23 protein-coding genes are annotated in these 25,019 nt (G+C 35.3%); 15 read left to right on the top strand and 8 right to left on the bottom strand.

What is annotated here, in order from left to right:
• Positions 1-8: 8 nt before the first annotated feature.
• Both SJY24_RS28160 and SJY24_RS28155 read right to left on the bottom strand, forming a co-directional pair.
• Complete coding sequence (locus SJY24_RS28160) at positions 9-2,675, bottom strand: cation-translocating P-type ATPase (protein WP_377866999.1); 2,667 nt, start codon at positions 2,673-2,675, stop codon at positions 9-11.
• A 192-nt stretch (positions 2,676-2,867) separates the two neighbouring features.
• Positions 2,868-3,092 carry a DUF1128 domain-containing protein gene (locus tag SJY24_RS28155; protein ID WP_000366197.1) on the bottom strand — a complete coding sequence of 75 codons (225 nt, stop codon included), beginning with the start codon at positions 3,090-3,092 and terminating at the stop codon, positions 2,868-2,870.
• Positions 3,093-3,268: 176 nt separating this feature from the next.
• Here SJY24_RS28155 and SJY24_RS28150 point away from each other — a divergent pair, with 176 nt between their 5' ends.
• Genes SJY24_RS28150 through SJY24_RS28140 form a run of 3 tightly spaced genes read left to right on the top strand, consistent with a single transcriptional unit; the run spans position 3,269 to position 5,178 of the window.
• Positions 3,269-3,733, top strand: a complete 465-nt coding sequence (locus tag SJY24_RS28150) for a low molecular weight protein-tyrosine-phosphatase (RefSeq protein WP_000250903.1) — start codon at positions 3,269-3,271, stop codon at positions 3,731-3,733.
• 53 nt (positions 3,734-3,786) lie between these two features.
• Positions 3,787-4,302 (top strand): DUF4075 domain-containing protein, encoded by a 516-nt coding sequence (locus SJY24_RS28145; RefSeq protein WP_377866998.1) that lies wholly within the window; start codon positions 3,787-3,789, stop codon positions 4,300-4,302.
• Positions 4,303-4,308: 6 nt separating this feature from the next.
• Complete coding sequence (locus SJY24_RS28140; RefSeq protein WP_377866997.1) at positions 4,309-5,178, top strand: YihY/virulence factor BrkB family protein; 870 nt, start codon at positions 4,309-4,311, stop codon at positions 5,176-5,178.
• A 183-nt stretch (positions 5,179-5,361) separates the two neighbouring features.
• Here SJY24_RS28140 and SJY24_RS28135 read toward each other — a convergent pair whose 3' ends face one another.
• Positions 5,362-7,287: a heavy metal translocating P-type ATPase gene (locus tag SJY24_RS28135; protein ID WP_377866996.1), complete on the bottom strand. Its 1,926-nt coding sequence runs from the start codon at positions 7,285-7,287 to the stop codon at positions 5,362-5,364.
• A gap of 426 nt (positions 7,288-7,713) precedes the next feature.
• Between SJY24_RS28135 and SJY24_RS28130 the strand changes: the two genes are divergently transcribed.
• The 3 genes from SJY24_RS28130 to lepB all read left to right on the top strand — a co-directional run bounded on the left by SJY24_RS28130 (position 7,714) and on the right by lepB (position 10,280).
• The gene (locus SJY24_RS28130) at positions 7,714-8,664 is read left to right on the top strand and encodes a DMT family transporter (RefSeq protein WP_000845724.1); all 951 of its coding nucleotides are present in this window, start codon (positions 7,714-7,716) and stop codon (positions 8,662-8,664) included.
• A gap of 123 nt (positions 8,665-8,787) precedes the next feature.
• Positions 8,788-9,468 carry a lysoplasmalogenase gene (locus tag SJY24_RS28125; protein ID WP_071745359.1) on the top strand — a complete coding sequence of 227 codons (681 nt, stop codon included), beginning with the start codon at positions 8,788-8,790 and terminating at the stop codon, positions 9,466-9,468.
• A gap of 275 nt (positions 9,469-9,743) precedes the next feature.
• On the top strand, positions 9,744-10,280 hold the full coding sequence (gene lepB / locus SJY24_RS28120) for a signal peptidase I (protein WP_000983287.1): 537 nt from the start codon (positions 9,744-9,746) through the stop codon (positions 10,278-10,280).
• A 211-nt stretch (positions 10,281-10,491) separates the two neighbouring features.
• On the opposite strand, the gene SJY24_RS28115 is transcribed toward lepB, so the two are convergent.
• Complete coding sequence (locus tag SJY24_RS28115) at positions 10,492-13,248, bottom strand: tetratricopeptide repeat protein (RefSeq protein ID WP_377866995.1); 2,757 nt, start codon at positions 13,246-13,248, stop codon at positions 10,492-10,494.
• Between the two features lie 476 nt (positions 13,249-13,724).
• Between SJY24_RS28115 and SJY24_RS28110 the strand changes: the two genes are divergently transcribed.
• Complete coding sequence (locus SJY24_RS28110) at positions 13,725-14,318, top strand: DedA family protein (protein WP_377866994.1); 594 nt, start codon at positions 13,725-13,727, stop codon at positions 14,316-14,318.
• A 14-nt stretch (positions 14,319-14,332) separates the two neighbouring features.
• On the opposite strand, the gene SJY24_RS28105 is transcribed toward SJY24_RS28110, so the two are convergent.
• The 3 genes from SJY24_RS28105 to SJY24_RS28095 all read right to left on the bottom strand — a co-directional run bounded on the left by SJY24_RS28105 (position 14,333) and on the right by SJY24_RS28095 (position 15,584).
• A complete protein-coding gene (locus SJY24_RS28105) occupies positions 14,333-14,761 on the bottom strand; it encodes an EamA family transporter (RefSeq protein WP_002115869.1) in 429 nt (142 codons plus the stop codon).
• A gap of 106 nt (positions 14,762-14,867) precedes the next feature.
• A complete protein-coding gene (locus SJY24_RS28100) occupies positions 14,868-15,014 on the bottom strand; it encodes a BH0509 family protein (RefSeq protein ID WP_000817786.1) in 147 nt (48 codons plus the stop codon).
• A 153-nt stretch (positions 15,015-15,167) separates the two neighbouring features.
• Positions 15,168-15,584 (bottom strand): pyridoxamine 5'-phosphate oxidase family protein, encoded by a 417-nt coding sequence (locus SJY24_RS28095; protein WP_000550213.1) that lies wholly within the window; start codon positions 15,582-15,584, stop codon positions 15,168-15,170.
• A gap of 179 nt (positions 15,585-15,763) precedes the next feature.
• Between SJY24_RS28095 and cax the strand changes: the two genes are divergently transcribed.
• Positions 15,764-16,819, top strand: a complete 1,056-nt coding sequence (gene cax / locus SJY24_RS28090; RefSeq protein ID WP_377866992.1) for a calcium/proton exchanger — start codon at positions 15,764-15,766, stop codon at positions 16,817-16,819.
• Positions 16,820-16,900: 81 nt separating this feature from the next.
• A complete protein-coding gene (locus SJY24_RS28085; RefSeq protein WP_002094746.1) occupies positions 16,901-17,698 on the top strand; it encodes a YfkD famly protein in 798 nt (265 codons plus the stop codon).
• 36 nt (positions 17,699-17,734) lie between these two features.
• Here SJY24_RS28085 and yfkAB read toward each other — a convergent pair whose 3' ends face one another.
• The gene (yfkAB, locus tag SJY24_RS28080; protein ID WP_000156002.1) at positions 17,735-18,862 is read right to left on the bottom strand and encodes a radical SAM/CxCxxxxC motif protein YfkAB; all 1,128 of its coding nucleotides are present in this window, start codon (positions 18,860-18,862) and stop codon (positions 17,735-17,737) included.
• A 213-nt stretch (positions 18,863-19,075) separates the two neighbouring features.
• Here yfkAB and SJY24_RS28075 point away from each other — a divergent pair, with 213 nt between their 5' ends.
• From SJY24_RS28075 to truA, 6 genes are all read left to right on the top strand, one after another.
• The gene (locus SJY24_RS28075; protein WP_000513558.1) at positions 19,076-19,258 is read left to right on the top strand and encodes an SE1561 family protein; all 183 of its coding nucleotides are present in this window, start codon (positions 19,076-19,078) and stop codon (positions 19,256-19,258) included.
• A 203-nt stretch (positions 19,259-19,461) separates the two neighbouring features.
• On the top strand, positions 19,462-20,985 hold the full coding sequence (gene fumA, locus SJY24_RS28070; protein ID WP_377866991.1) for a class I fumarate hydratase: 1,524 nt from the start codon (positions 19,462-19,464) through the stop codon (positions 20,983-20,985).
• A gap of 126 nt (positions 20,986-21,111) precedes the next feature.
• A complete protein-coding gene (pdaA, locus tag SJY24_RS28065; protein ID WP_377866990.1) occupies positions 21,112-21,894 on the top strand; it encodes a delta-lactam-biosynthetic de-N-acetylase in 783 nt (260 codons plus the stop codon).
• Between the two features lie 59 nt (positions 21,895-21,953).
• Complete coding sequence (locus tag SJY24_RS28060; protein ID WP_377866989.1) at positions 21,954-22,817, top strand: DNA-3-methyladenine glycosylase family protein; 864 nt, start codon at positions 21,954-21,956, stop codon at positions 22,815-22,817.
• Between the two features lie 10 nt (positions 22,818-22,827).
• The gene (rlmD, locus tag SJY24_RS28055; protein WP_377866987.1) at positions 22,828-24,207 is read left to right on the top strand and encodes a 23S rRNA (uracil(1939)-C(5))-methyltransferase RlmD; all 1,380 of its coding nucleotides are present in this window, start codon (positions 22,828-22,830) and stop codon (positions 24,205-24,207) included.
• Between the two features lie 56 nt (positions 24,208-24,263).
• Positions 24,264-25,001: a tRNA pseudouridine(38-40) synthase TruA gene (gene truA, locus SJY24_RS28050; protein ID WP_377866986.1), complete on the top strand. Its 738-nt coding sequence runs from the start codon at positions 24,264-24,266 to the stop codon at positions 24,999-25,001.
• Positions 25,002-25,019: the final 18 nt, after the last annotated feature.

Genomic DNA, 25,019 nt, shown 5'->3' with positions numbered 1-25,019 from the left:
ATTGCCTTTTAGCTTCTCTTAACTAATTTAATAATTTCATTCACAACAAGAGGAATGATACTTAATAAGAGAACAAATCCCCAATCGCGTAATGTTAATGCATGCACACCAAATATATTGGCAAGAGGAGGGATGGAGATAATACAAACTTGCATAAGAACACCGATAAGAAGGGAGAAGACTAAATATTTATTTGTAAATATCCCAATTGAAAAAATCGATTTCGTTCTTGAACGTAAGTTAAATGAATGAACGAGTTGCGAAAAACTAAGAACGACAAATGCCATCGTTTGAGCATGTAATAGAGCGTCTTCATCAATTTGCTTTGGGAAGAGAGGAAATAAATTTGTATCTCCTGTATAGAGCTTTGCCCCAACGATAAAGGCTGTTAAAGTGAGAAGTCCAATTACAACTCCATTGAAAATAAGAAAAGGAACGCTACCGCTAAATAAGCTTTCTTTCGCATGTCGTGGTTTTTCCTTCATCACATCTGGATCTTCAGGATCAACACCGAGTGACAGTGCAGGAAGTGTGTCGGTAATTAAATTGACCCACAAAATGTGGATTGGGCGTAAAGGTGTCGCCCAGCCAAGTAAAATAGCTAAAAATAAAGCGATAATTTCTCCGAAGTTACAAGAGAGTAGGAAGAGAATCGATTTTTTTATGTTACGGTAAATATTTCTACCTTCTTCAACGGCTTTAACGATAGATGAGAAATTATCGTCTGTTAAAACGACATCCGCTGCGCCTTTTGCGACATCTGTTCCGGTAATGCCCATTGCTACTCCAACATCTGCTTGTTTTAAAGATGGAGCATCATTTACACCGTCTCCAGTCATGGAAACAATATTTCCTTTAGCGCGTAATGCTTTTACGATCTTCACTTTATGTTCTGGAGAGACTCTAGCGAATACATTTAAGTGATTAATTTTGCTTGCTAGTTCTGTATCTGGAATGTTATCTAATTCAGTTCCAATCATAATTTCAGATATTTCTTCAGCAATGCCAAGTTCTTTGGCAATTGCAAAGGCGGTATCCTTATGATCGCCAGTAATCATAACTGTACGAATACCAGCTTTTTTACACTCAGTAATGGAATCTTTTACTTCTGTACGTGGTGGATCAATCATACCGACAAGACCGATAAAGATGAGATTTTCTTCGAGATGATTTATATCCACATCGCTTGAATTGTATTGTTTAAATGCGAATGAAAGTACTCTTAAAGCTTCTTGAGACATTGACTGGGCAGCGTCTAATATTTGATTTTTATCAGAATCTGTTAGGACCTCGATTTTGTTATTTATAAAGATATGGGTGCAGTGAGGTAAAAGTTTATCGATAGCACCTTTCGTCATACTATAGTAGTTTTCATCGTACGTGTGTACAGTTGACATCATTTTACGATCAGAATCGAAAGGTAGTTCGTTAACGCGTTCATGTATCTTTTCTAAATGATCCTTTTGCATGTTAAAAGTGTTTCCAGCAACGAGAAGCGCAATTTCAGTAGGGTCTCCGGTTTGTGAGTCATTATTGTAAGACGCATCATTACATAGCACCATATTTTCTAACAATAGACGTTGCGCATCATTATTTACATTTAAATTTTCTAAGTGATCGTATGTGTTATCACTATAAAAGTGAGTAACAGTCATTTTATTTTGTGTTAACGTACCCGTTTTATCTGAACAAATAATTGTGACAGAACCGAGGGCTTCAACAGCTGGTAGTTTACGAATAATAACATTTTGTTTAATCATACGCTGAACACCAATTGCAAGAACGATGGAAACGATAGCTGGTAAGCCTTCTGGAATGGCTGCAACAGCTAAACTAATTGCAGTCATAAACATTTCTAACGTATCTCGTCCTTGTAAAAAACCGATGAGAAACATAGTAGCACAAATAGCTACAGCGACAAAACCTAAATATTTTCCTACTTGTGCTAAGCTTTTTTGAAGTGGTGTCATATCATCGTCTGCTTCATGTAAAAGGGTAGCGATTTTACCAATCTGTGAGTTCATTCCAGTTTCAACAGCGACGCCGACGCCACGTCCGTATGTTACTAGCGTCGACATAAAGGCCATGTTTTTTTGATCGCCTAATGGTACTTGCTCATCACTTTGCATGGAAGGGTGGTAGATTGCATCTTTATCGACAGGGACAGATTCACCAGTTAGGGCAGATTCTTCAACCTTTAAATTAGCAGTTTCGATAAGCCGTAAATCACATGGTATATATCGTCCGGCATCAAGCATAACGATATCACCTGGAACGACGTGCTCAGATGGGATTTCTTTAAGTTCGCTGTCTCGTTTTACGATAGCTTTAGGTGTCGCCATTTTCTTTAGTGCGTCTAAAGCTTGCTCGGCCTTTGATTCTTGGATGACACCGATAACTGCATTTAAAATAACAACGAGCGCGATAATACTTGCATCGGCCCATTCACCTACAAAGGCGGAAATAAGGGCAGCAATAATAAGGACGTATACGAGGACGTCGTTAATTTGGGAGAAAATGCGTTGCCATAAAGTACGTTTTTGTTTTGTTATTAATTCATTAGGGCCATATTGCTTTAAACGTTCATTTACGATTTCATCTGTTAAACCGTGTTGTTCATTTGTTTCTAGGTCGATTAATGTTTGATCTTTCGTCTTACTGTACCAATTGCTCATAAGTAAGCACCCCCAGTAAAAACAGTTAGCAATGGTAGTGTGGCAATTTTTTTAGAGTAGTATGTATGGAGAAAAAATCTAAGATGAGGTTCTACTTTCATTGTACAGTATTTTAGAATGTGATGAGGAAAAGCGCAGAGTTGTCATGAATTTGTTGAAATTAAAAAGAGCCTCTATTTATGAGGCTCTTTGTTATTTTTTAATTAATGTACCTAACTCTTCTGTAATAGCTTGCATTTCACTAATGCTAAATGTTTCACGTTTCATAACATGCTCATAAATGTCACGTAAGTCCTCGTACATTTCTTCGTTAAAGCTAGCTGCTCTCATTGCTCCAGCATTAACCATGCGTAATTTTTCTTTAATAGCTTCTACCATATATTCAACGTTTTCTTCTGATTTTACGGATAAATCCACCGAAGTGTCCCCCTTTAAAATAACATAAGGTTATCTTAACATTTTTTATCATTTTCGTTAATGAAACTTTTCAATCCTATTAAATTAGTAGGGATTTCCTTTATAATTAATAATTGGTTGTTTATACTATATAAGTATATAGCAAGAAATGCACCAAGAAGGGAAGAAACAAAAATATGGTCCAAGTATTGTTTGTTTGTCTTGGGAACATCTGCCGTTCTCCAATGGCAGAAGCGATTTTTCGAGATCTTGTCGTAAAAGAGGGACTCGAAGAGAAAATTGTCATTGATTCTGCAGGAACTGGAGATTGGCATATTGGTCATCCACCACATAAAGGAACACAAAAAATTTTAAAAGAAAATGAAGTCGCTTTTGAAGGAATTAAAGCAAGGAAAGTAGAAAAAGAAGACTTAACAAAGTTTGATTATATTATTGCCATGGACAACAAGAATATAGCAGATTTAAAAAGTTTAGGTAAAACTGGAGGCTATATTGGTATGCTGTCCGATTTTGTTCCAGACGGTGGCTGGACAGACGTTCCTGACCCTTACTTTACAGGGAACTTCCAAGAAGTGTATGACCTTGTAACAGAAGGGTGTGCAAAGCTATTAGCTTTCATTCGAAATGAACAAGGAATATGAGGAAGCTTAGAAAGTAATACTTTCTAACATAAGAAATGAAAGGGTGAAGGAATATGGCAAAGAAAAATAATATTGCTCGAAACATTGCGATTGGTGTAGCTGCAGGTGTAGCGGTATCTATGTTAAAGAAAGAAAACCGTGAAAAAGTAAAAAATACAGCAGAAAAAGCAAAAACAAAGATGATTGAAATTGGTGAAAATGCGAAGATAAAAGAAAAAGTGCAAACTGTTACAGATAAAGGACGCGAACTTGCTGATTTTAATGTAGTGAAAGCGAAAGTAGCAGAAATTAAAAAATTAACGCCGTCTGTTGTAGAGACGTTAAAAGAAACGAAAGAAATTTTTAGTAAGAAAAAAGTTGAGCCAGTAGAAAAACCAGAAACGATTGAAATTCAAGCTGTATCTCCAAAGGTAGATGAGCTTAAAGCGGAAGAAGAGCCAGTGGTAGCTGAAGATGGTGGTATGAAAGAAGCGCGTGAATTATTTATGAAAGACTCAAATGCAGAGGAAAAAAAAACTGAAGCGTACATTGAGTTAAAGCAAAATAAAGAAGAGAAGAAAAGCGTTTAAAAATATATGAAGAAATTTATAGAAAAAGTAAGAAGACATCGCACTTTTTCGTTTGGGAAAGATTTATATGACCGGACGATGCGCGATGATGTAGCGGGCTTGGCAGCACAGCTCGCTTATTTCTTCTTGCTTGCGATTTTTCCTGGGCTTGTTTTCTTAATTACGCTTCTTGGCTTTATTGACCTTCAAACAGAAAGTGTGCTCAATTTATTAGAACCGTACGTACCAGAAGATGCGATGAACTTAATTGAAGTAAACGTAGATAAAGTTGTAAACGAGCAAAATGGTGGTTTATTATCATTCGGTTTACTATCGATGCTATGGTTTGCTTCAAACGGGGTGAATGCGGTTATGAACGCTTTTAACCGTGCTTATGATGTAGCAGAAACCCGTTCCTTTATTAAAACAAGAGCTTTATCTATCGTGTTTACGTTAGCAATAATTTTTATGATTGTGTTTGCACTAATCGTTCCGGTATTTGGACAAGTGATTGGGGCAGCTGTGTTTAAAGCAATTGGTTTATCGGATAGTTTTTCTTACGTTTGGAGTATTACGCGTTTAGTAGCGAGTTTCTTCGTTTTGTTCGCTTTATTTAGCTTTTTATATACGTTTGCGCCTGATCGGAAATTAAAGCGAAGAGAAGTCATATCGGGGGCTTTATTTGCTACTGTAGGATGGATTGTGGTATCGTACTCATTTGCCTATTATGTAGATAAATTTGCAAATTACGCTAATACATATGGTGGTCTCGGTGGTATCATTATTTTAATGTTATGGTTTTACTTAACTGGATGGGTAATTTTGCTTGGCGGTGAAATTAATGGTTTACTCCATCATTATAGAACGGGTGACAATAATTCCCGTAATGAAAAATGAGCTCTTGTTCCATAATAAAAGGGAACAGGGGGGATATTTCATGAGTAATAATAAAAAGAACCACAATAATAAAAGTAACAATAAACAAAAGAGCAGTTCGCATCCAAAGCATAAAACGAGCAGCAGTGCGAACGGTCACAATAGCTACCATTAAAAAAACGGGTCCTTTATGAGGGACCCGTTTTATTTGTTTCCTTTTAATAATCGCAAACCATTTAAAATGACAAGAATCGTACTTCCTTCATGTCCAATAACACCGAATGGAAGAGCCAAAAATTGCAAGAAGTTAGAACAAATCAGCATTGCAATTACAGCTAGCGAAAAGATTACATTTTGCTTCACAATACGGTTCATTCGTTTTGATAAACGGATTGCTTGAGAGAGACGAGATAATTCGTTCTTCATGAGAACAACGTCTGCAGTCTCTAATGCTACATCTGTTCCTTCACCCATTGCCACACCAATACTAGCAGTAGCGAGTGCAGGCGCATCATTTATGCCGTCTCCGACCATGGCTACTGTACCGTACTTTTCTTTTAACTGCTTTATCGTTTCAACTTTCGTTTCTGGTAAACATGATGCGTAATATTCTTTTATATTACTTTCATTGGCAATTGCTTTTGCTGTTTCTTCATTATCACCAGTAATCATGATTGCTTCTACACCAATGCTTTGCAAATCACGAATAGCAGCTATTGTTTCTTGACGAAGGGTATCTTTTAAAGCGATTAGTCCAAGAATACCATCCTCATCACTTATATAAACGACAGTTTTTCCCTCTTTTTCAAGTGAGACAGAAATGCCATTATGAAATGTTTTTGTTTCTTCTCCGATAAAATCAGCTTTACCAATTTTATAAGCGTTGTTTTCTAATATTCCTTTTAATCCAAAACCAGTTACATCTTCAACGTTTTCTGGTTTTTTTATCGTAATGTCGTAAGCATGTTTTGCATATTTAACAATCGCTTCTGCTAAAGGATGTGTAGAGTGACTTTCAATCGCTGCTGTAATAGAAAGTACTTCACTTTCTGCTATGCCATCTCGAACATATACATCTGTTACAGTAGGTTTTCCTTGTGTTAATGTTCCTGTTTTATCAAAGGCAATCGCCTTTACTGAAGCTAGACGTTCTAAATGAATACCACCTTTAAAGAGAATACCATTTCTCGCTCCGTTTGAAATTGCTGATAAAGTTGCTGGTGTAATGGCTGCAACTAGCGCACAAGGAGAAGCGACTACAAGTAAGATCATAGCGCGATAAAACGTTTCATTCCAGCTCCAATCGAGTAAGAAATGAGGAACGAACATCATAAGCGCAACAACGAGTAGTACACCTTTTACGTATGTTCCTTCAAATTTTTCGATGAATAGTTGTGATGGCGATTTTTCACTTTGTGCACTTTGTACGAGACGAATAATCTTTTGGAATAATGTTTGATCGCTCGGCTTCGTAATTTTAACTTCGATAGCACCACGTAAATTTACAGTGCCGGCAAATACTTCATCGCCGAATTTTTTCTCATTCGGAATAGGTTCTCCTGTAATAGCTGCTTCATCAATATTTGTTTCACCATTATGAATTGTGCCATCAGCAGGAACACGCTCACCTGGCTTAATTAAAATAATATCGTTAATTTGTAATTGTCCAACGGGAATACGTTCCTCAGTTCCGTTTGAAATACGTAATGCTTCTTCCGGTTGTAGATCAAGAAGCGCTGAAATTTCTTTTTGGCTTTTACTTAATGTATAAGATTCCATTGCGCCGCTTAATGCAAAGATGAAGATTAAAATAGCACCTTCTGCCCAGTAACCGATAACTGCGGCACCGATAGCTGCAAAAATCATGAGCATTTCAACATTTAGCTCTTTCTCTTCAATTGTGTCTTCAATACCTTCTTTTGCTTTTGCAAATCCTCCAATTACATAGGCAAGGATATAGAAAATAATACCTGCGTTTATTGCCTCGTTCTTTGTGAATAACCAACCAGCTAAAATGAAAATACCAGATGCGATTGCAAATATAAGTTCATAATGTTTCTTTAATGTATCCCATAAAGAGGGATGAGAAATATCTTTTTGTGCTTGTAATGTTTTTACTTCTGCGTTCATTACTACTCGCTCCTTCCGAATTCTTATTGAGAAAAAGAATCAAAATCGAAACCCCTATAAAACGACGAAAGCTGCCATCCATAATGGATAGCAGCATTTCTGTTGAATCTGATTTTAATAGTTATTATGTTGTAATTATTCTATAGTATAGCATATGTTTTTCTTAGATGATATGTTTTTGTTTTAGTATAAAGTAAAACTTTAATTAGTGGGGGTTTTGTTCATCCCCCACTAATTATTAGCCCCTACCAATCGGGCTTTTACGGGCAGCAGGGCTCCCACCTAACTTCTTTGCCCCAGCCGAATTTGGAGGTGGAAGTTTTACTGCCCGGCGAATAGCGGGATAAACTGAAAACTTGTGTTTTCGCATTTCCTTTGGTATATATGAATATTGTTCATAAAAAGATCGGAAAGGAAGACATCAAGTTGAAGACAGAGAAATTTTTTACCAATCCGATTGGCGTGTTTATTGCTGCAATAGTAGCAACCTTTTTATGGGGAAGCGCATTTCCCTTTATTAAATTAAGCTATGTTGAACTTGGAATTCAGCCACAAGAAGTCGGAGAACAAATATTATTTGCGGGTTATCGCTTTTTCTTATCTGGTGCAATGCTCTTATTATTTTTTAAAGCGTTAGGAAAAGATATGCAGTTCAAAAAAGGAACAGGGAAGCAGTTAGTTCAAATTGGTTTGTTCCAAACTTTTCTTCAATATATATGTTTTTATATTGGAATGAGTTACAGTTCAGGAATTGAAGGAGCGATTATTTCAGGAACATCATCATTCTTTCAAATTTTACTCGCGCACTTTTTATATAAAGATGATGCTCTCAATATGAGAAAAATAATTGGAGTATCTATCGGTTTTTGTGGTGTGATTTTGGTGAATGTACCGAGTGATGGAAGCTTATCATTCCACTTTGGAATAGGTAGCTTATTACTTCTTGGGGCAGCAATGATGTATTCGTATGGAAATATACTAGCAAAAGAAGGAAGTAAAACATTAGATGTTGGGTACATGACAGCATACCAAATGATTTTTGGATCAATTGGGTTACTATGTATAGGTGCATTTCAAGTTGGAGTAATACCATTTACATTTAACCTACATGCAATACTTATGCTCATATATTTATCGTTCTTATCGGCAGCGGGATTTTGTATATGGAATACAATTATGAAGTATAACAAAGTAGGAAAAGTTTCGATGTATATGTTCTTTATACCAGTGTTTGGTGTTTTACTATCCAGTCTAATTTTAGGGGAAGCAATTCATTCCTTTGTACTATTTGGTTTAGCATGTGTTGCAGCGGGAATTATTGTAGTAAATCGTGCTCCGGCTAAACAGAAAATTGAGCAAGAAAAACAGGTAGCATAGAGAACAGAAAAACGATTAAAATGGAAGAACAGTAATGTTCTTCTTTTTTTACATAGAAAAAGGAAAACGTGCCATATGTAACGAAAAAAAGATAGAAAAAGCATTTATTGAGGAGAACATATTATGAATGTACTTTACATTGTGTTAGTCGGACAAATTATTCTTTTTTTAACGGGAGCAATTTATGCAATAGGACAGACGAAAAGAACGAGAAATAATATGCCGTTGCCGTTAGCGGTTCGTCTTATTCTGAGTTTTTCTTTAACTGGTAGTGCAATTTGGATATGGTTACAAGATCCGTCGGTAGAATATAGTACATGGGTTGCACTTGGTATGACTTTATCAACTATAGGAGATTTATTTATGGCAGGATTGATTCCAATTGGTCATCGATTAATTGGAGGAATGGTTACTTTCGCTCTTGCACATTGTTTCTATGTGAAAGCATTTTTACAAACAGGTATTTCATGGAATGGTTTTTGGATTGGTTTACTCGTATACGGACTCTTTCTAATTATAGGATGGTTCTTTTTTATCCGAAATGAAAAACAGGATAAATTGTTTACGATAGGGGCTCTAATTTACGGTTTGTGGGTCGGAGGAATGGCTTGTTTTGCATTCGCCTTATATTACGAGAATACAGGAATATGGTGGGTGCCAGCACTTGGTGGTTTATTGTTCGTGATTTCTGATTTTATTATCGGTGTTACAGATATCGGGGGGCGCAAACTGAAGTATGAACCACTTTGGATTTGGTTTACATATGTCGCAGCGCAGATGTGTATTGTATATGTAGGATTATAAAAAGATACTCTCAAAAATAGTAGATAGGCTATTTTGAGAGTATCTTTTTTTATCGCTATGCTAATATATTTGTTTGTTTAATTTATGCAGTATATTATATTTACTAATCAGGAATTCCATAGAAAAATACCTATCTAGTAATATATAAGAATAGTAAATTTATGAGGAATGTTATTTTTATATTTGTAATATTCCAATGTTATAATTCAGAATTTTGTGGAAATTCATCAGTCGGAGTATTTATAATAAAAATAAAAAGATGATGAGATGGTGGAATGATGCAAAAGAAAAAACGTTTGCGTGAATTCTTTGAAATAATTGCAATAGCATGTTTATTAGTGTTTTTGGCAAAAATCTTTTTGTTTTTTCCTACGACTGTAAAAGGAGCATCGATGAGGCCGACGTTACAAGATGGAGATAAAGTAATCATTAATAAACTTGCCAAGAGATTTGAAAGTTATGAGAGAGAGGATATTATTGTCGTGAAGACAGATAATTTCTACGTGAAGAGAGTTATTGGATTGCCAGGAGATGTAATTGAGATGAAGAATGATCAACTATATGTTAATCATCAAGTGAAAAACGAAGAGTATTTAAATAATAATAAAAAACAGGCAGAAAAATTACTTATCAATTTAACTGAAGACTTTGGACCGATTACAATTCCTAAAAATAAAATTTTTGTGATGGGAGATAATCGTTTAGTTAGTAGGGATAGTAGGAACGGCTTAGGGCTCATTGATAGAACAGAAGTATTAGGAAAGCTCATGGCGATATATTATCCATTTGAACATGTGAAAATTGTAAATTAAAAATAAGAAAAACCAAGCGAATTAGTTGCTTGGTTTTTCTTATTTAAACAGTTGGTGTTGTATTTATCCCGCATTAACGGGCAGTAAAACTCCCACCTCAAAATTCAGGTGGAGCAAAGAAGCTAGGTGGGAGATCAACTGCCCGTAAACGCCCGATTGGTTCAACTAATAATCAGTGGGGATGAACAAAAACCCCCCACTGATTAAAGTTTCACTTTATTGTTTCTTGTGAATCGATAGTTTCAATATTTAACATGAATTTTTTTTGTAATAATTGCAATTTAAATAGTGCTAAAGGATCATGATAAGTTTCTGGGTTGGTTCTTAGCTTTGTTAATGTTTGCTCATCTTCTTGTATTTCAAGTTGGGCCGCTTCTACAGTTTGTTTCAATATGCTAAGAGGGTCTTTAAAGAACATCATGATATCACGTTCTAGCGCACCTTCAAACACTTCAAATTGAAGGAAGAATTGTTTTGAAATCATCTGAGCAACTTCTGTATAATCTTCTGTTTCAATATATTGTTTATATTTATTTGATAGCATAGACTGGTTTTTTTGCATATTACCGAATAATTTTCCTGCACTTTTTAAGAAAAATTGTGTTGGTGTAAAGCGTAATAAAATATTGATGTCAGCCACTGTAATTCTGTTCGTCATTCTTGCAACATCTCTATCCCAGTCATCTAGTAATTTGAAATCGCAAGGAAGTTTAATACGCTCTTCCTCATAGAGTTTATTAAAGGTATCGCCCATTTCATCTAAATAAGCCTGAGCTTGGATGAATTCATTATGAGCAGTTTCAATCCATTCTTGAATAGACCCAGTAAACTTAGGAAGAAGCACTTGCTGTACATGCTTTTGAATTCTTTCATTCATTGCTACATTTAGCTCTTCATGGACTAATTTGAAATCACTATCTTCTTGAACGAGATCAGAGCAACTCTGCAACAATTCAGGGATTTGAGAATGTATATCTTGCGTAATCTCTTCTTTCGTTAAAAGATAAGATTCTGTAATAGAACGAATTTTATCTTTTTGGATGGCAGTAAGATTATTAATAAAGCCATCAAGTTTTACTAAAATATGCTTATTCCAGCGGACGGATTTCACTAACGTATTTTCTAATTCCACACGTTCATTTACAAGGTATGCAATTGTTTTTTGGATAAACCATAATAATTTTTCAATGCGTTCTTTTTCCACATTACGCTGAGTAAGGTTAGAAAGAATAGAGTCTGTTACGTTACCTAGCTGTTCACTACTCTCTTGGGAAGGAGAGTAAGGGAAAAATTGTGCTTCTGGGAAATGTACGAGTATTTTCTTTTTAATGTTGTTCGTGATATTTTCACTAGTATTCGTATCAATTGTTTGTAAGACGAATTGAATTTGTAAATTTGGTACTTGCTCACGAATATATAATAATGTATCGAGTTCTTCATCATGTAATGGTGAAGCTGAATTTAGTACATAGATGAGACTATCTGCTGCCTGTAAATATTCAAAGTGAGAGTTGTTTTTGTTAAGTTGTCCATGCACAGTAGGTGTAACAAGGAATGAAAACTTATTTTTTCGTAAAAATCTACTTGGTAATTTAACTTCAATACATTTTCTTTCTAGTTCTGACTGAGAAGGTACCGCTAGTATGTTATGAAGTTCGTCAAAGTTTGGTATATTTCGTATATCTAGTTCTGTAAGCTCAGTTATTTCAGTTTGACTATCATCTTTAAATGTAATTGAAGTTGTTATAGCCTCATTTAATATATTTTCTCCTAGTATAGAGTTAATAAAGGCTGATTTATCATAATCGCTAGCTCCTGCTACTAGAAGTTGTGTAACAGTTAAATCGTATAACTCACGAACAAGTAGTGTGAATTGATGACCTAAATCTACATCATTCTTCTCAGCCCATACAGCAATCGTTTCAAATAATGCTGATACGTCTGCCATATCAACATTTGAATGAGCTGATGCATTTGAAAGTAAGGCACCTGCGCTTTTTACAAGTAATGATTCTAGAGTTGTTGGTGAAACTTCATTCCATGCTAATACTGCTGCGGAGACAAGTAAAGAATCTTCCGCTTTCGTTAAACTAAACCAATTTGTTAATAAATCTGGTACAAGTTCTTGTAATTCGTGCATGAAATGTTGTCCAGTAATCAATTCGAAGTAAGTCTCTTGATAGCGAGTAGAAATTTCATTCCAATTGTCATTAGCATCTACTTCAATATGTAAGAATAAGTGATTTATTGTTTGAATCCAAGGTAGATGGAATGATTCATTTTCATAGCTGTTCCAAAGTGAAATAACAAGTTCTTTAAACTGAACTTGATCAATAGCATATAAGGCTTTTAAAGATTCATAGAAATACTCGGGTTTTATCTTGTTAGTAAAGCCTCTGTTTACATAATTGATTAAAGTATCAAACCAGTGTAATGATTTTGTTCGAATTCCTTCTTGAACCGCTAGTTCAATAGCATTATTCCAATCTTCTTGTTTTTCATAGAACGATCGAGCGATTGCAGTAATATTTGGATAGTCCGGTTGAAACGCGACAGCTTCACTAATCGTCTTAAATGCTAGACCTAAACGATTTTGCTCGATATAAAGAGAAAGAAGTTGTAGGGAAACTTCCATCGTAAGAGTTGTATCTTCTGTTTGGATAGATTTATAAATTTCTTCTGCTTTTGGTAAGAAATCTAATTCGAAATAGGCATCTGCAATATTCTTCATGGCCCAGAGAGCAAGTTCATTATTTACTTTCTCCCATTTGAATATAGCGGCTTCAAAGTCTTTAGTTTGAAAATAAACTTCACCTTGTGCGAAGCGAATATTAGATATATTGGAGAATTCATTTTTTGATTCATTTATATATGCTTCACCGAGTACTTCCGTTACCGGAATGGAAGAGTCTTCTGTTAAAAATGTTTTATAGTAAATCTTTTGGATAAATTGTTTTTCAATGGTCATGTTCGTTCCCCCTGTATAATTTAGAAAAATGATGTTGTATGTAAAAGGGTGCATGTTACTCTAATAGGTAGAAGTTGCATTATATAGACCAGACTATGTTTTTGCTAGATATATCATTTTTCCTGAGAGTTAAACCGTTGCAAAAAGTAACTTTCCTTTATTGTAACAAAAAAATAAGCCTATGAATTTTTATTTTTTAATCTGGCTATTTATAGGCGGTAAGACTCCTACTCCAAAAATTAGCGAATGCAAGGAAGTTAAGTGGAAACCCCGCAGCCCGTAAAATCCCGATTGGTGCAGGCTAATAATCGGTGGGGAGGGACAAAAAAACACGGATTCAATCTCTGTTAAAGGAACGGAATAGAAGTAGAGTTCATTATAAAAACAATGTATAGTGAATATGTATACCATGTTTGGCTTGAAGATAGAACGGGCACAATATGGAATAACGATCGTGCATAGGATGTGTCTTCCGAATGGAGCAACATATTGGCGAATTAATCGCACATTATGGGTATTTTGGAATTATTATAGCTTTAGCTGGCGGGATTGTTGGATTACCTATACCGGATGAGTTTTTATTGACTTTTATAGGCTATAACATTTCAAAAGGAGTTATGTCAGGAACAGCTGCTTTTTTAAGTGGAATGGCAGGTGCAATGCTTGGTATTACATTAAGTTACATATTAGGGTTAAAACTTGGGCTCCCTGTTTTAAAAAAATATGGACCGAAAATTAGAATTAAGGAACATCATATTGAAAAAACACATATTTTATTTGAAAAATACGGTCCATTTCTTTTAATGATTGGATACTTTATACCAGGAGTACGTCATTTAACAGCATATTTTGCTGGGGTGTCGAATTTAACATTGTGGCGATTTTGTTTGTACGCTTACGGCGGTGCGCTCATTTGGATAAGTATTTTTATTGGTCTAGGTTGGAAACTGGGAGAGAAGTGGCGCTTTGTTGAATATAGTTTACATCATTATGGAATATGGATTTTATTAGTTTCGGCAATTGTAGCATTGATTGTGTGGATTTATATAAGGAAAAGAAAAAACCGCTAATAATAGCGGTTTTTTTAGCTGAAAGCAATAAATAATACACCAGCTGTAATAAAGACTACACCAATACCAGTCATAAAGTTTAACTTTTCACCTAATATAATCATCGCGAGAATAATGGAAAATACTACACTTAATTTATCGATAGGTGCTACTTGTGAGACTTTTCCTGTTTTTAATGCAAGAAAATAAAATAGCCATGACGAAGCACCAGCTATTCCACTTAATGTGATAAATAGCAGTGCTTTTTTATTTAGGAGGACATCACCGATATTTTGAAATTTACCTTGTATAATAATAACCCCTACCATAAATAATGCCATAATAATAGAACGAATCGTCGTTGCAACGTTAGCATCGATTCCATCTAAGCCGATTTTTCCAAAAATAGATACTAGGGCAGCAGCAATTGCTGATAATAGTGCGAATAATAGCCATGAGCTCATAGTAAAATTCCTCCAATCTTACATTATTATACATGAAAATCATTCTCATGTATTAATAACGAAATAATCCCCACCTTATATTTTTAATAAGGTGGGGATTATTATACTACTCTGCAATTTCCTCATATAAAAAGTACGTTACATTATAAATATGTTCTACTTCATCGTCTGTCATAAACAATAATTCGTCACGCTCAATTCCTTTTTTCTTTTCAATAAATTCAATCATGTTTTTGCGTTCTTCTCTTTTCATCAATTTTATTTCTCCTCTCAATCTGTTTTAATACAGTTTATTTAAGTTAATGCTATTATATAACAGAATCTTTAGAAAGTTCCACCTATTTTATTGTTTTTTTAGAAGAACTTTTCGACAAAACAAGCCCACCTAAGGGGGGCTTGTTTTATTTTATAGTCGTAAAAACTCGGGCTCCGTCGTACCTGCACCATCGATGTAATAAATTGTGTCAGGATTGATTTTTATCAATACGTAATTAGGGTCTTCAGGACCAAGTAACCAGCGTTTTAAGCTATTATTCCAAAACTTGTTTTTTAATGTTGAGTCTTCCTCGATTGAAGCTAAGCCTTCAACTTCTATATAATCTTCATCTAATTTTTTTCCTTCTCGTCCGAGTAGTACATGTACATTTGGATTGTTTTCGATATCTGTTATCTTTTTTGATTTTCGATCTGTTGCAACGTATAGTACAAAATCTTCATGGAAAAACATCATAAAAGCGCTATGCGGCTTCTCATTACGTACAGTAGATAACACACCTGTTCTTTGTCCTTGAATAATCGTTGCAATTTTTTCTTTTAAGTGCATACTTTTAACCTCTTTTCATAATTTATAATTTTCTCCATTTAAACAAGATAATTTAAATATCTTTCATACTGTTTTCTTCAATCTGATTTTTTAAACACAATTGTGATGAAATCGGACAAGTTAGGAGAAGAATAATATTAATGATGAGGAGAAATACATAAGATGGAAGGATGGAAAGCATGTTTAATAAAATATTTCTTATAGTAGCGCTTATAGGTGTACCACTTTCTGTACTCGGAAAAACAATGCATTGGCCTCAAACAATTATGTTTGCTGTATATTGCATTACGATCATCGCATTAGCGGGGTTTATGGGGAGAGCAACAGAAAGTTTAGCAATTGTTTCTGGACCTCGGATAGGTGGATTATTAAATGCTACTTTTGGTAATGCGGTTGAACTTATCATTTCAATTTTCGCGCTTCAAGCAGGGTTAATTGAAGTTGTGTTAGCTTCATTAACGGGTTCTGTACTTGGGAATTTATTATTAGTAGGAGGACTCTCCTTTTTTATAGGTGGCCTTAAATATAAAAGACAAAGTTTTAATGTGTATGATGCGAGGCATAATTCAGCTTTATTAATATTTGCTGTTGTCGTAGCCTTTGTTATTCCAGAGATTTTTTCAATGAAGATGGATGCTGGAAAGACGTATCAATTAAGTATTGGCGTTTCTATTATCATGATCATTATGTACCTTGCTGCATTGCTATTTAAGTTAGTTACGCACCGTGGTGTATATCAACATAAGAGCGATGAAGAAGTACATGAGGAGGAGCCTGAGTGGTCGAAAGGTAAAGCGCTACTCGTTTTAGCGATAGCAACAATCGCGGTAGCCTATGTTTCAGAGGCACTCGTACATACTTTTGAAACGGTTGCAAAGTCATTTGGCTGGTCAGAGTTATTTATAGGGGTTATCATCGTTGCGATTGTTGGTAATGCAGCAGAACATGCATCTGCAATTATTATGGCGTATAAAAATAAAGTGAATATCGCAGTTGAAATTGCAGTAGGTTCTACATTACAAATCGCCATGTTTGTTGCTCCTGTATTAGTACTTCTTTCGATGTTTTTTGTACAAAAGATGCCTTTAGTATTTACAATACCAGAGCTTGTGTCCATGATTACAGCCGTTTTCTTAACGATTGCGATTTCAAATGATGGGGATACAAACTGGTTTGAAGGAGGCACTTTATTAGCGGCGTATGTCATTATGGGAATTGGTTTTTATTTATTATGAAAAATAGGCATAACAATTGTGCCCGGAGAAAACAATAAACAAAGTAGTATATATACCTTTATGTAGGAAGGAGCCAGACAGGTGAAACGAGTATACAGCATATGCCTTTCAACCATGGTCTCGTTTATTTTATTATTTCCTAACAGTAGTTTTGCAAAGACAACGGTAGAAGTAAAAATGCCTTCATCTGTTTTAAATATTTCAAAAGATAATACATTTCCAAATGACGCACAAGATCTGCCGCGTTTACAGCCAAGTAAGTTTGCGCAAGAACTATTGAAAACAGCAAATATCAAAATTGAAAATCCTGATTTAATTCGAATGTTTAATGAAACAACAATTTCGAATGCACCACTTGCAGTAGGATACCGAGCAAAAATTTATTTAGGTCAATGGGCATTAAATTATGAATCAATAGATACATCGATTAACTGGGAATATAAGCAAGTGAATCGAAATGTATATGACAATCGCGGGGGGGATCGCTTATACCCACTTCGCTATAAACAAGAAACCCAAAAGACAATCGAAGGTGATTTAACAGCAGATATGAAAGATGCTGCTGATGTGAAAAAAATGATGCTTTTAAAAGCGCTTGAAAAAGTACAATTGCCACTTTCATTTAAAACGACCATTGGTTATGGCACAGGACATGAGCGTGTATATAATATTAGTCCGAGTCAACTTGGATATTTATACGCTTATACACCAGCAGTAAATGAAAAAGGAAAAGTAACATTTGGCGAAGTCTACCTTGTGTTAAAAGGGAATCAAAAAAGGCTTGTCGTGAAAAATATTACATCTCAAGGAATTGGGGCAGCTATTCCAATTCACGATCATTTGTTTTTTAAATTTATTTCTTCATCGCATTCGCAATAACATGAAAAACGTCAGCTTATAAGCTGACGTTTCTATTTATAATGTAATATTTGCTGTTTTTGATAAGAAATCTTCTGTCGGATAGTAGCTGTTTTTTACAAGAACATTTGGTCCAAGACATTTTACTGCAGGGCAGTGACAGCTTAATGATTTTGCTGTTTTTGAAGCGCTCCATTTTTCATATGCTTCTTGTAATGTGTTTGTTTGTATGTTTCCTAGAAGTGGAACATCACCAAAGTCCGTCACAATAATATTTCCATCGAAAATATTTACGTTTAAACGAGAACGGCCATCTGGGTCATTACGGACAGTTACATTTTTGCTTTCTTGTAATTTTTTAAATGTAGCGATGTCTCGCTCATCATCACTGCAAGCATAGAAAGGTAATGTTCCGAATAACATCCATACATTTTCATCGCGAATTTCTAGTAAATGCTCAATTGCATCACGAATTTCAGCTTTCGTTAAAATTTCTAAATTGCTCGCGAAGTCACTCGGATACATCGGATGAACCTCATGACGCTTACATCCCATTTCTTCGACAATTTGACGATGAATATGTTCCATATGTGGTAGAGTTCTTTTGTTTAACATTGTTTCTGCTGATACGAGTACACCTGCATTTGATAGAGCTTTACTATTTGTAATCATTCTTTCGAATAATTTTGCGCGTTGTTCATAAGTAGGTTTACGCTCCATCATTGCAAATCCGCCTTCAACGAAGTCATCAATTGTTCCCCAGTTATGTGAAATGTGCAATACATCTAAGTAGGGAATAATTTGTTCGTAACGTGCTAAATCTATAGTTAAGTTTGAGTTGATTTGAGTGCGAACGCCTCGTTCATGGGCATATTTTAAGAGTGGTGTTACATAATTGTCGACGGATTTTTTTGAAAGCATAGGTTCTCCGCCTGTAATACTTAAAGAACGTAAATGAGGAATCTCATCTAATCGTTTTAATAAAAGCTCCATCGGAAGCGGATTTGGATCTTTCGGCTGTAATGTGTAACCAACAGCGCAATGCTCGCAACGCATATTGCATAACGTCGTTGTTGTAAACTCAACGTTTGTTAATAGTAGTTTGCCGTACTCTTCAAGGTCCATATACGCTTCCCATGGATCGTAAGAAGGAGTAATCGGCTTCATTATTTGTGATATCGTCATATGAAATACTCCTTTGACTATTGAAATAACAATTTGTCCATTCTCTATAATAGAAGAATATGTGCTTTTTATAAAGTGAAACTTTTTTGTAAAAAAAGAGAGAGGGCTTACATTAGAATGAATTACTGTTACAAAATCGATGAAATTACATGCCCATAGCAATCATTTTTGCGGTATAATAAAAGCAACTCGAATTAAAAGGAGAGTGCCTTCATGGGAAAAGCAATTCAAGATAAAGATACACAATTAGTATATTTAAAAGAGCGTTTAAATATGTTCATTGAAGTAATTGATACAATTGAACCTGAAGAAGTAGAGTTAGAAGATGTAGATCGTCTTCTTGCGATGTTAGATGAATTAGAATTAAAATGTGAGCAATTTAAAAAAGACGAATAATATATTAAAAAGGCTGCCAATACAAAATTGGTAGCCTTTTTCTGTACGGATAATAGAAGGAATATAGAAAAAAAGGTATAATCAAGTTGTGAAAAATTTCATTTATACTTTAATAGCGTGATAAATAAAAAGCTGAAGAGCATAACAATGGAATTTTCATCTCATAACGTTTGGTAGCGTTCACAATTGAGGGGGAAGTAACAATGGAAAAGCTTCAAGAAAGCATGTATCAACTAGTTGTTGAAACGTCAACGAACTTACCGAAAGATGTTCGTCGTGCGATTCAACAAGCGAAAGAGCGAGAAAACGCAGGGACTCGTTCAGCGATGGCACTTGGCACAATTACGAATAACATTAAAATGGCAGATGATAATATCTCGCCGATTTGCCAAGATACAGGGATGCCAACGTTTAAAATTTATACACCAGTTGGTGTGAATCAATTAAAACTGAAGGAAGCTATCTATAGTGCGCTTGAGCGGGCGACAAAAGATGGTAAACTTCGTCCAAACTCTGTTGATTCTCTTTTTGGAGACAATAGCGGAAATAATTTAGGACCAGGTACACCTGTTATTAAGTTTGAACAATGGGAAAAAGATTACATTGATGCACGTTTAATTTTAAAGGGCGGCGGTTGTGAGAATAAAAATATTCAATATAGCTTGCCTTGTGAAATAGAAGGACTTGGACGAGCTGGGCGTGATTTAGAAGGAATTCGAAAATGCCTTCTTCATGCAGTATATCAAGCGCAAGGCCAAGGATGTAGTGCAGGTGTAATTGGTGTTGGTATCGGGGGAGACCGAACATCAGGTTACGAATTAGCAAAAAATCAATTATTCCGTACATTAGATGATGTCAATCCAGTACCAGAGTTACAAAAACTTGAAGAGTACGTATTAGAAAATGCGAATAAACTTGGCATTGGTACGATGGGATTCGGCGGAGAAACAACTTTACTTGGTTGTAAAATTGGCGTATATAATCGCCTGCCAGCTAGCTTCTATGTATCTGTTGCGTATAATTGCTGGGCATATCGCCGCCTTGGTGTAAAAATCCATCCTGAAACAGGAGAAATTATGGATTGGTTATACCAAGAAGGTGAAGACACACTTCAGCAAGAAGCTGCACAAGAACAATCAGAGCAGCGTGAAATCGTATTACAAGCTCCAATTACAGAAGAGCAAATTCGTGAACTTCGTGTTGGGGATGTTGTTACAATTAACGGCATGATGTATACCGGACGTGATGCGATTCATAAACATTTAATGGATAACGATTGTCCAGTAGATTTAAATGGACAAATTATTTATCACTGTGGTCCAGTTGTAGTGAAAGATGAAAATGATAATTGGCAAATTAAGGCGGCAGGTCCAACGACAAGTATCCGTGAAGAGCCATATCAAGGCGATATTATGAAAAAGTTCGGTATTCGTGCTGTAATTGGTAAGGGTGGTATGGGTGCTAAAACATTAGCTGCTTTAGAAGAACACGGTGGTGTGTACTTAAATGCAATTGGTGGTGCAGCACAATATTATGCTGAATGTATTAAAGAAGTGAAAGATGTTGATTTCTTACAATTCGGTATCCCGGAAGCAATGTGGCATTTACGTATCGATGGTTTTAAAGCAGTTGTAACGATGGATTCTCATGGAAAAAGCCTACATGCTGATGTTGATAAAACATCACTTGAAAAATTGGCGAGCTTTAAAGAACCTGTATTTAAGTAAAGAGAAATACACCTCGAATCATTCGAGGTGTATTTTTTTGGTATATATAGAAAAACATGTTCAGCATGAAAGAAAGAGTGAAAACAGAAACTACAGGTACGATTATATATGGAAAGGAGACTATTTATGAAATATAAATGGTTATATATAGGTCTCATTTTTTCAATTATGATGGCACTTGTTCCAGTTTCAACATTTGCTTATACGAATACACCACATAGCTGGGGGATCCCACGCCCTAAAAATGAAACGGTGCCAGATGCAGGGAAGTTATATACAGAATTACTACAAAAAAATGGTGGATTTTACTTAGGTGATACGAAGAAAAAAGACATTTATTTAACATTCGATAATGGATACGAAAATGGATATACAGGAAAAATTTTAGATGTACTGAAGGAGAAAAAAGTACCTGCAACTTTCTTTGTGACGGGGCACTATATAAAAACACAAAAAGATTTATTATTAAGAATGAAAAATGAAGGACATATTATTGGTAATCATTCTTGGAGTCACCCTGATTTTACAGCAGTAAACGATGCAAAGCTTCGTGAAGAATTAACAAGTGTAACGGAAGAAATTAAAAAAGTGACAGGACAAAAAGAAGTGAAATATGTACGTCCTCCGCGAGGCGTGTTTAGTGAACGAACGCTAGCTCTTACGAAAGAAATGGGATACTATAATGTGTTTTGGTCGCTTGCATTTCTTGATTGGAAAGTAGATCAGCAAAGAGGTTGGCAATACGCTCATAATAATGTAATGACTATGATTCATCCAGGATCTGTTTTGTTACTTCATGCGATATCAAAAGATAATGCGGAAGCACTTGCGAAAATCATTGATGATTTGCGCGATAAAGGGTATCATTTTAAAAGCCTAGATGATTTAGTAAACAGCAATCAACCGTAAGCATGTATGCTTGCGGTTTTCTCATGCTATAATGATGTGTAAAAAGGATGGGGAAACGTATGTGGAGCGAACATGTTACGTTAGAATATCCGTACCATTTTGAGGAAGTGCTAAAGCGTTTATCTTTCGACCCGTTAAACGTCATTCAATTAGACGAGAAAGTAATTTATATCCCGCTTTTTATAGACGAAGAACAGATTGTTGTTCGTTTGCAAGGGATTGGTACTGTTCAAAATCCACAGTTTTGGATCTCTAGTCAGGCAGGGGATCAAGAGAAAGTAATGAAACGAATGAGATCCATTTTTCACTGGAATGAACCGTTTCAAAATATACAAAATCATTTTTTAAACACATCATTACGTCCACTATTTGAAACATATGCTTATACTCCAATTATTTTAGAATTCGATTATTTCGCTTGTCTTCTTCGCTGTATTATTCATCAACAAATAAATTTGAAATTTGCTACTGTGCTAACAGATCAATTTGTAAAGCGATATGGGACAGAGAAGAACGGCGTTTTCTTTTTCCCAACACCAGAAAGAGTAGCGAACATTTCAATAGAAGAATTGAGAGAGCAGAAGTTTAGTCAGCGAAAAGCTGAATATATGGTAGGATTAGCAAAACATATTGTAGGCGGTAAATTAGATTTAGCAAGGATAGAAAACGAAACAGAAGAAGAAGTATCGGCACAATTGTTACCAATAAGGGGTATTGGGGCATGGACGGTGCAAAACTTTTTAATGTTTGGGCTTGGTCGGAAAAATATGTTTCCAAAAGCAGACATTGGAATTCAGCGCGCAGTGCAAGGTGTATTTCAATTAGATGATAAGCCTGATGATGCATTTTTAGAAAAAGTGAAACAAGAGTGTGAACCATATTGCAGTTATGCAGCGTTATATTTATGGAAAAGTATAGAGTAGAGGTGTAATAATGATACAAAAACAACAAGAGAGTAAGTTGGAAGTTGGTCAAACGTTTCCTGTGACAATTAAACGTCTTGGGATTAACGGAGAAGGCGTTGGTTATTTTAAGAGACAAGTTGTATTCATTCCAGGGGCATTACCAGGAGAAGAAGTTGTTGCTGAAGCAACGAAAATTCAGCGTGGCTTCGCTGAAGCAAAAGTGAAAAAAGTTCGTAAATCATCACCACATCGTGTGAAAGCACCGTGCTCAGTATATGAGGAATGTGGTGGCTGTCAATTGCAGCATTTAGATTATAAAGAACAATTAAATCAAAAGCGTGATATCGTTGTACAAGCATTTGAGAAGTATATGAATAACAGTCTAGAAGAGAAAATTCGTCCAACGCTTGGTATGGAAAACCCATGGCATTATCGTAATAAAAGTCAATTACAAGTGGGACGTAAAGATGAAAAGGTTATTACAGGGCTATATAAACAAAACTCACATCAGTTAATTGATATTTCTCATTGTATGATTCAACATAAGGCAACGAATGAAGCGACAAAAGTTGTAAGACGTATATTAGAAAAATTAAATGTTTCTATTTACAATGAGAAAAAACAAAAAGGTTTAGTACGTACAATTGTGACACGTACTGCAGTTCAAACAGGGGAAGTACAAGTCACACTTATTACAACAAAAGAAGAATTGCCAAATAAAGAACAATTTATTGCAGAAGTACAAAAACAGATGCCAGCGGTTAAATCAATTATGCAAAATGTAAACTGGCGTAAAACATCTGTTATTTTTGGCGACAAAACATTTAAATTAGCTGGAAAAGAAGTAATTCAAGAAACACTTGGTGATTTATCATTTGAATTATCAGCACGTGCATTCTTCCAATTGAATCCAGAGCAAACGGTTGTTTTATATGATGAAGCGAAAAAAGCAGCTGCTTTAACAGGCGATGAGAAAATTGTAGATGCGTATTGTGGTGTTGGTACAATCGGTCTTTGGCTTGCAAATGATGCAGCGGAAGTACGTGGTATGGATGTAATTCCAGAAGCGATTGAAGATGCAAGAAAAAATGCGAAGCGTCACGGATTTACAAATACGAAATATGAAGCAGGTAAAGCTGAACAATGGTTACCGAAATGGGTAAAAGAAGGATGGCGTCCAGATGTAATTGTTGTCGATCCACCTCGTACAGGTTGCGATGATAAATTACTGGAAACAATTTTAAAAGTGAAACCAAAACAAGTTGTTTACGTATCTTGTAATCCTTCCTCATTAGCACGTGATGTACAAGCATTAATGAAGAGTTATGAAGTGGAATATGTACAACCAGTTGATATGTTCCCACATACAGCTCATGTAGAAAATGTAGTGAAGCTTGTTAGAAAGTAAAGTTTATTAATATTCCCTCATAGTATGAGGGAATATTTTCTATGAAGGAGAATACTATGCACAATTATAAATTAACGATTCAGTATGACGGCGCGCGTTATAAAGGGTGGCAACGTCTTGGTAATAATGATAATACGATTCAAGGAAAAATCGAAAGTGTAATATCTGAAATGGTCGGAAAAGAAACTGAAATTATTGGCTGTAGTAGAACGGATGCTGGTGTACACGCTTTGAATCAAGTAGCTAACTTTCAAAGTGATGAGAAGTTAGTAGAACATAAAGTGAAAAAGTATTTAAATCAATATTTACCAAATGATATTAGTATTACTAGTGTAGAAGAAGTACCAGATCGTTTCCATGCTCGTTACAATTCTAAAGCAAAAACATATCTTTATAAAATTTGGAATGAAGAGCATACGAACCCATTTATGCGTAAACACAGCATGCACGTGAATAAACAATTAAATGTGGAAAGTATGAAAGAAGCTGCGAAACATTTAGTTGGTTCACATGACTTTACTGCTTTTTCGAATGCAAAATCTAAGAAAAAGTCTATGGTTCGTGAAGTGTATACACTTGATGTGATGGAAGAGGCAGGATTTGTACAAATTAGAGTAAGTGGTAATGGATTCCTTCATAACATGGTGCGAAAAATTGTTGGGGCATTAATTGAAGTTGGATTAGGACAATTAGATGCTGAAGCAATTCCAAACATTTTAGAGGAAAAACAGCGCAATCAAATTAATTGCCTTGCTGAGGCGAGTGGTTTGTATTTGGAGAATGTTGAGTTTTAATAATAAGTAAAAAAATCG

This window comes from Bacillus sp. R86525 (assembly GCF_042466195.1).
In the GTDB taxonomy this organism is placed as follows: Bacteria; Bacillota; Bacilli; order Bacillales; family Bacillaceae_G; genus Bacillus_A; species Bacillus_A nitratireducens.
Note: the sequence above shows the minus strand (reverse complement) of the source record. Positions and strands in the feature narration are given on the sequence as shown.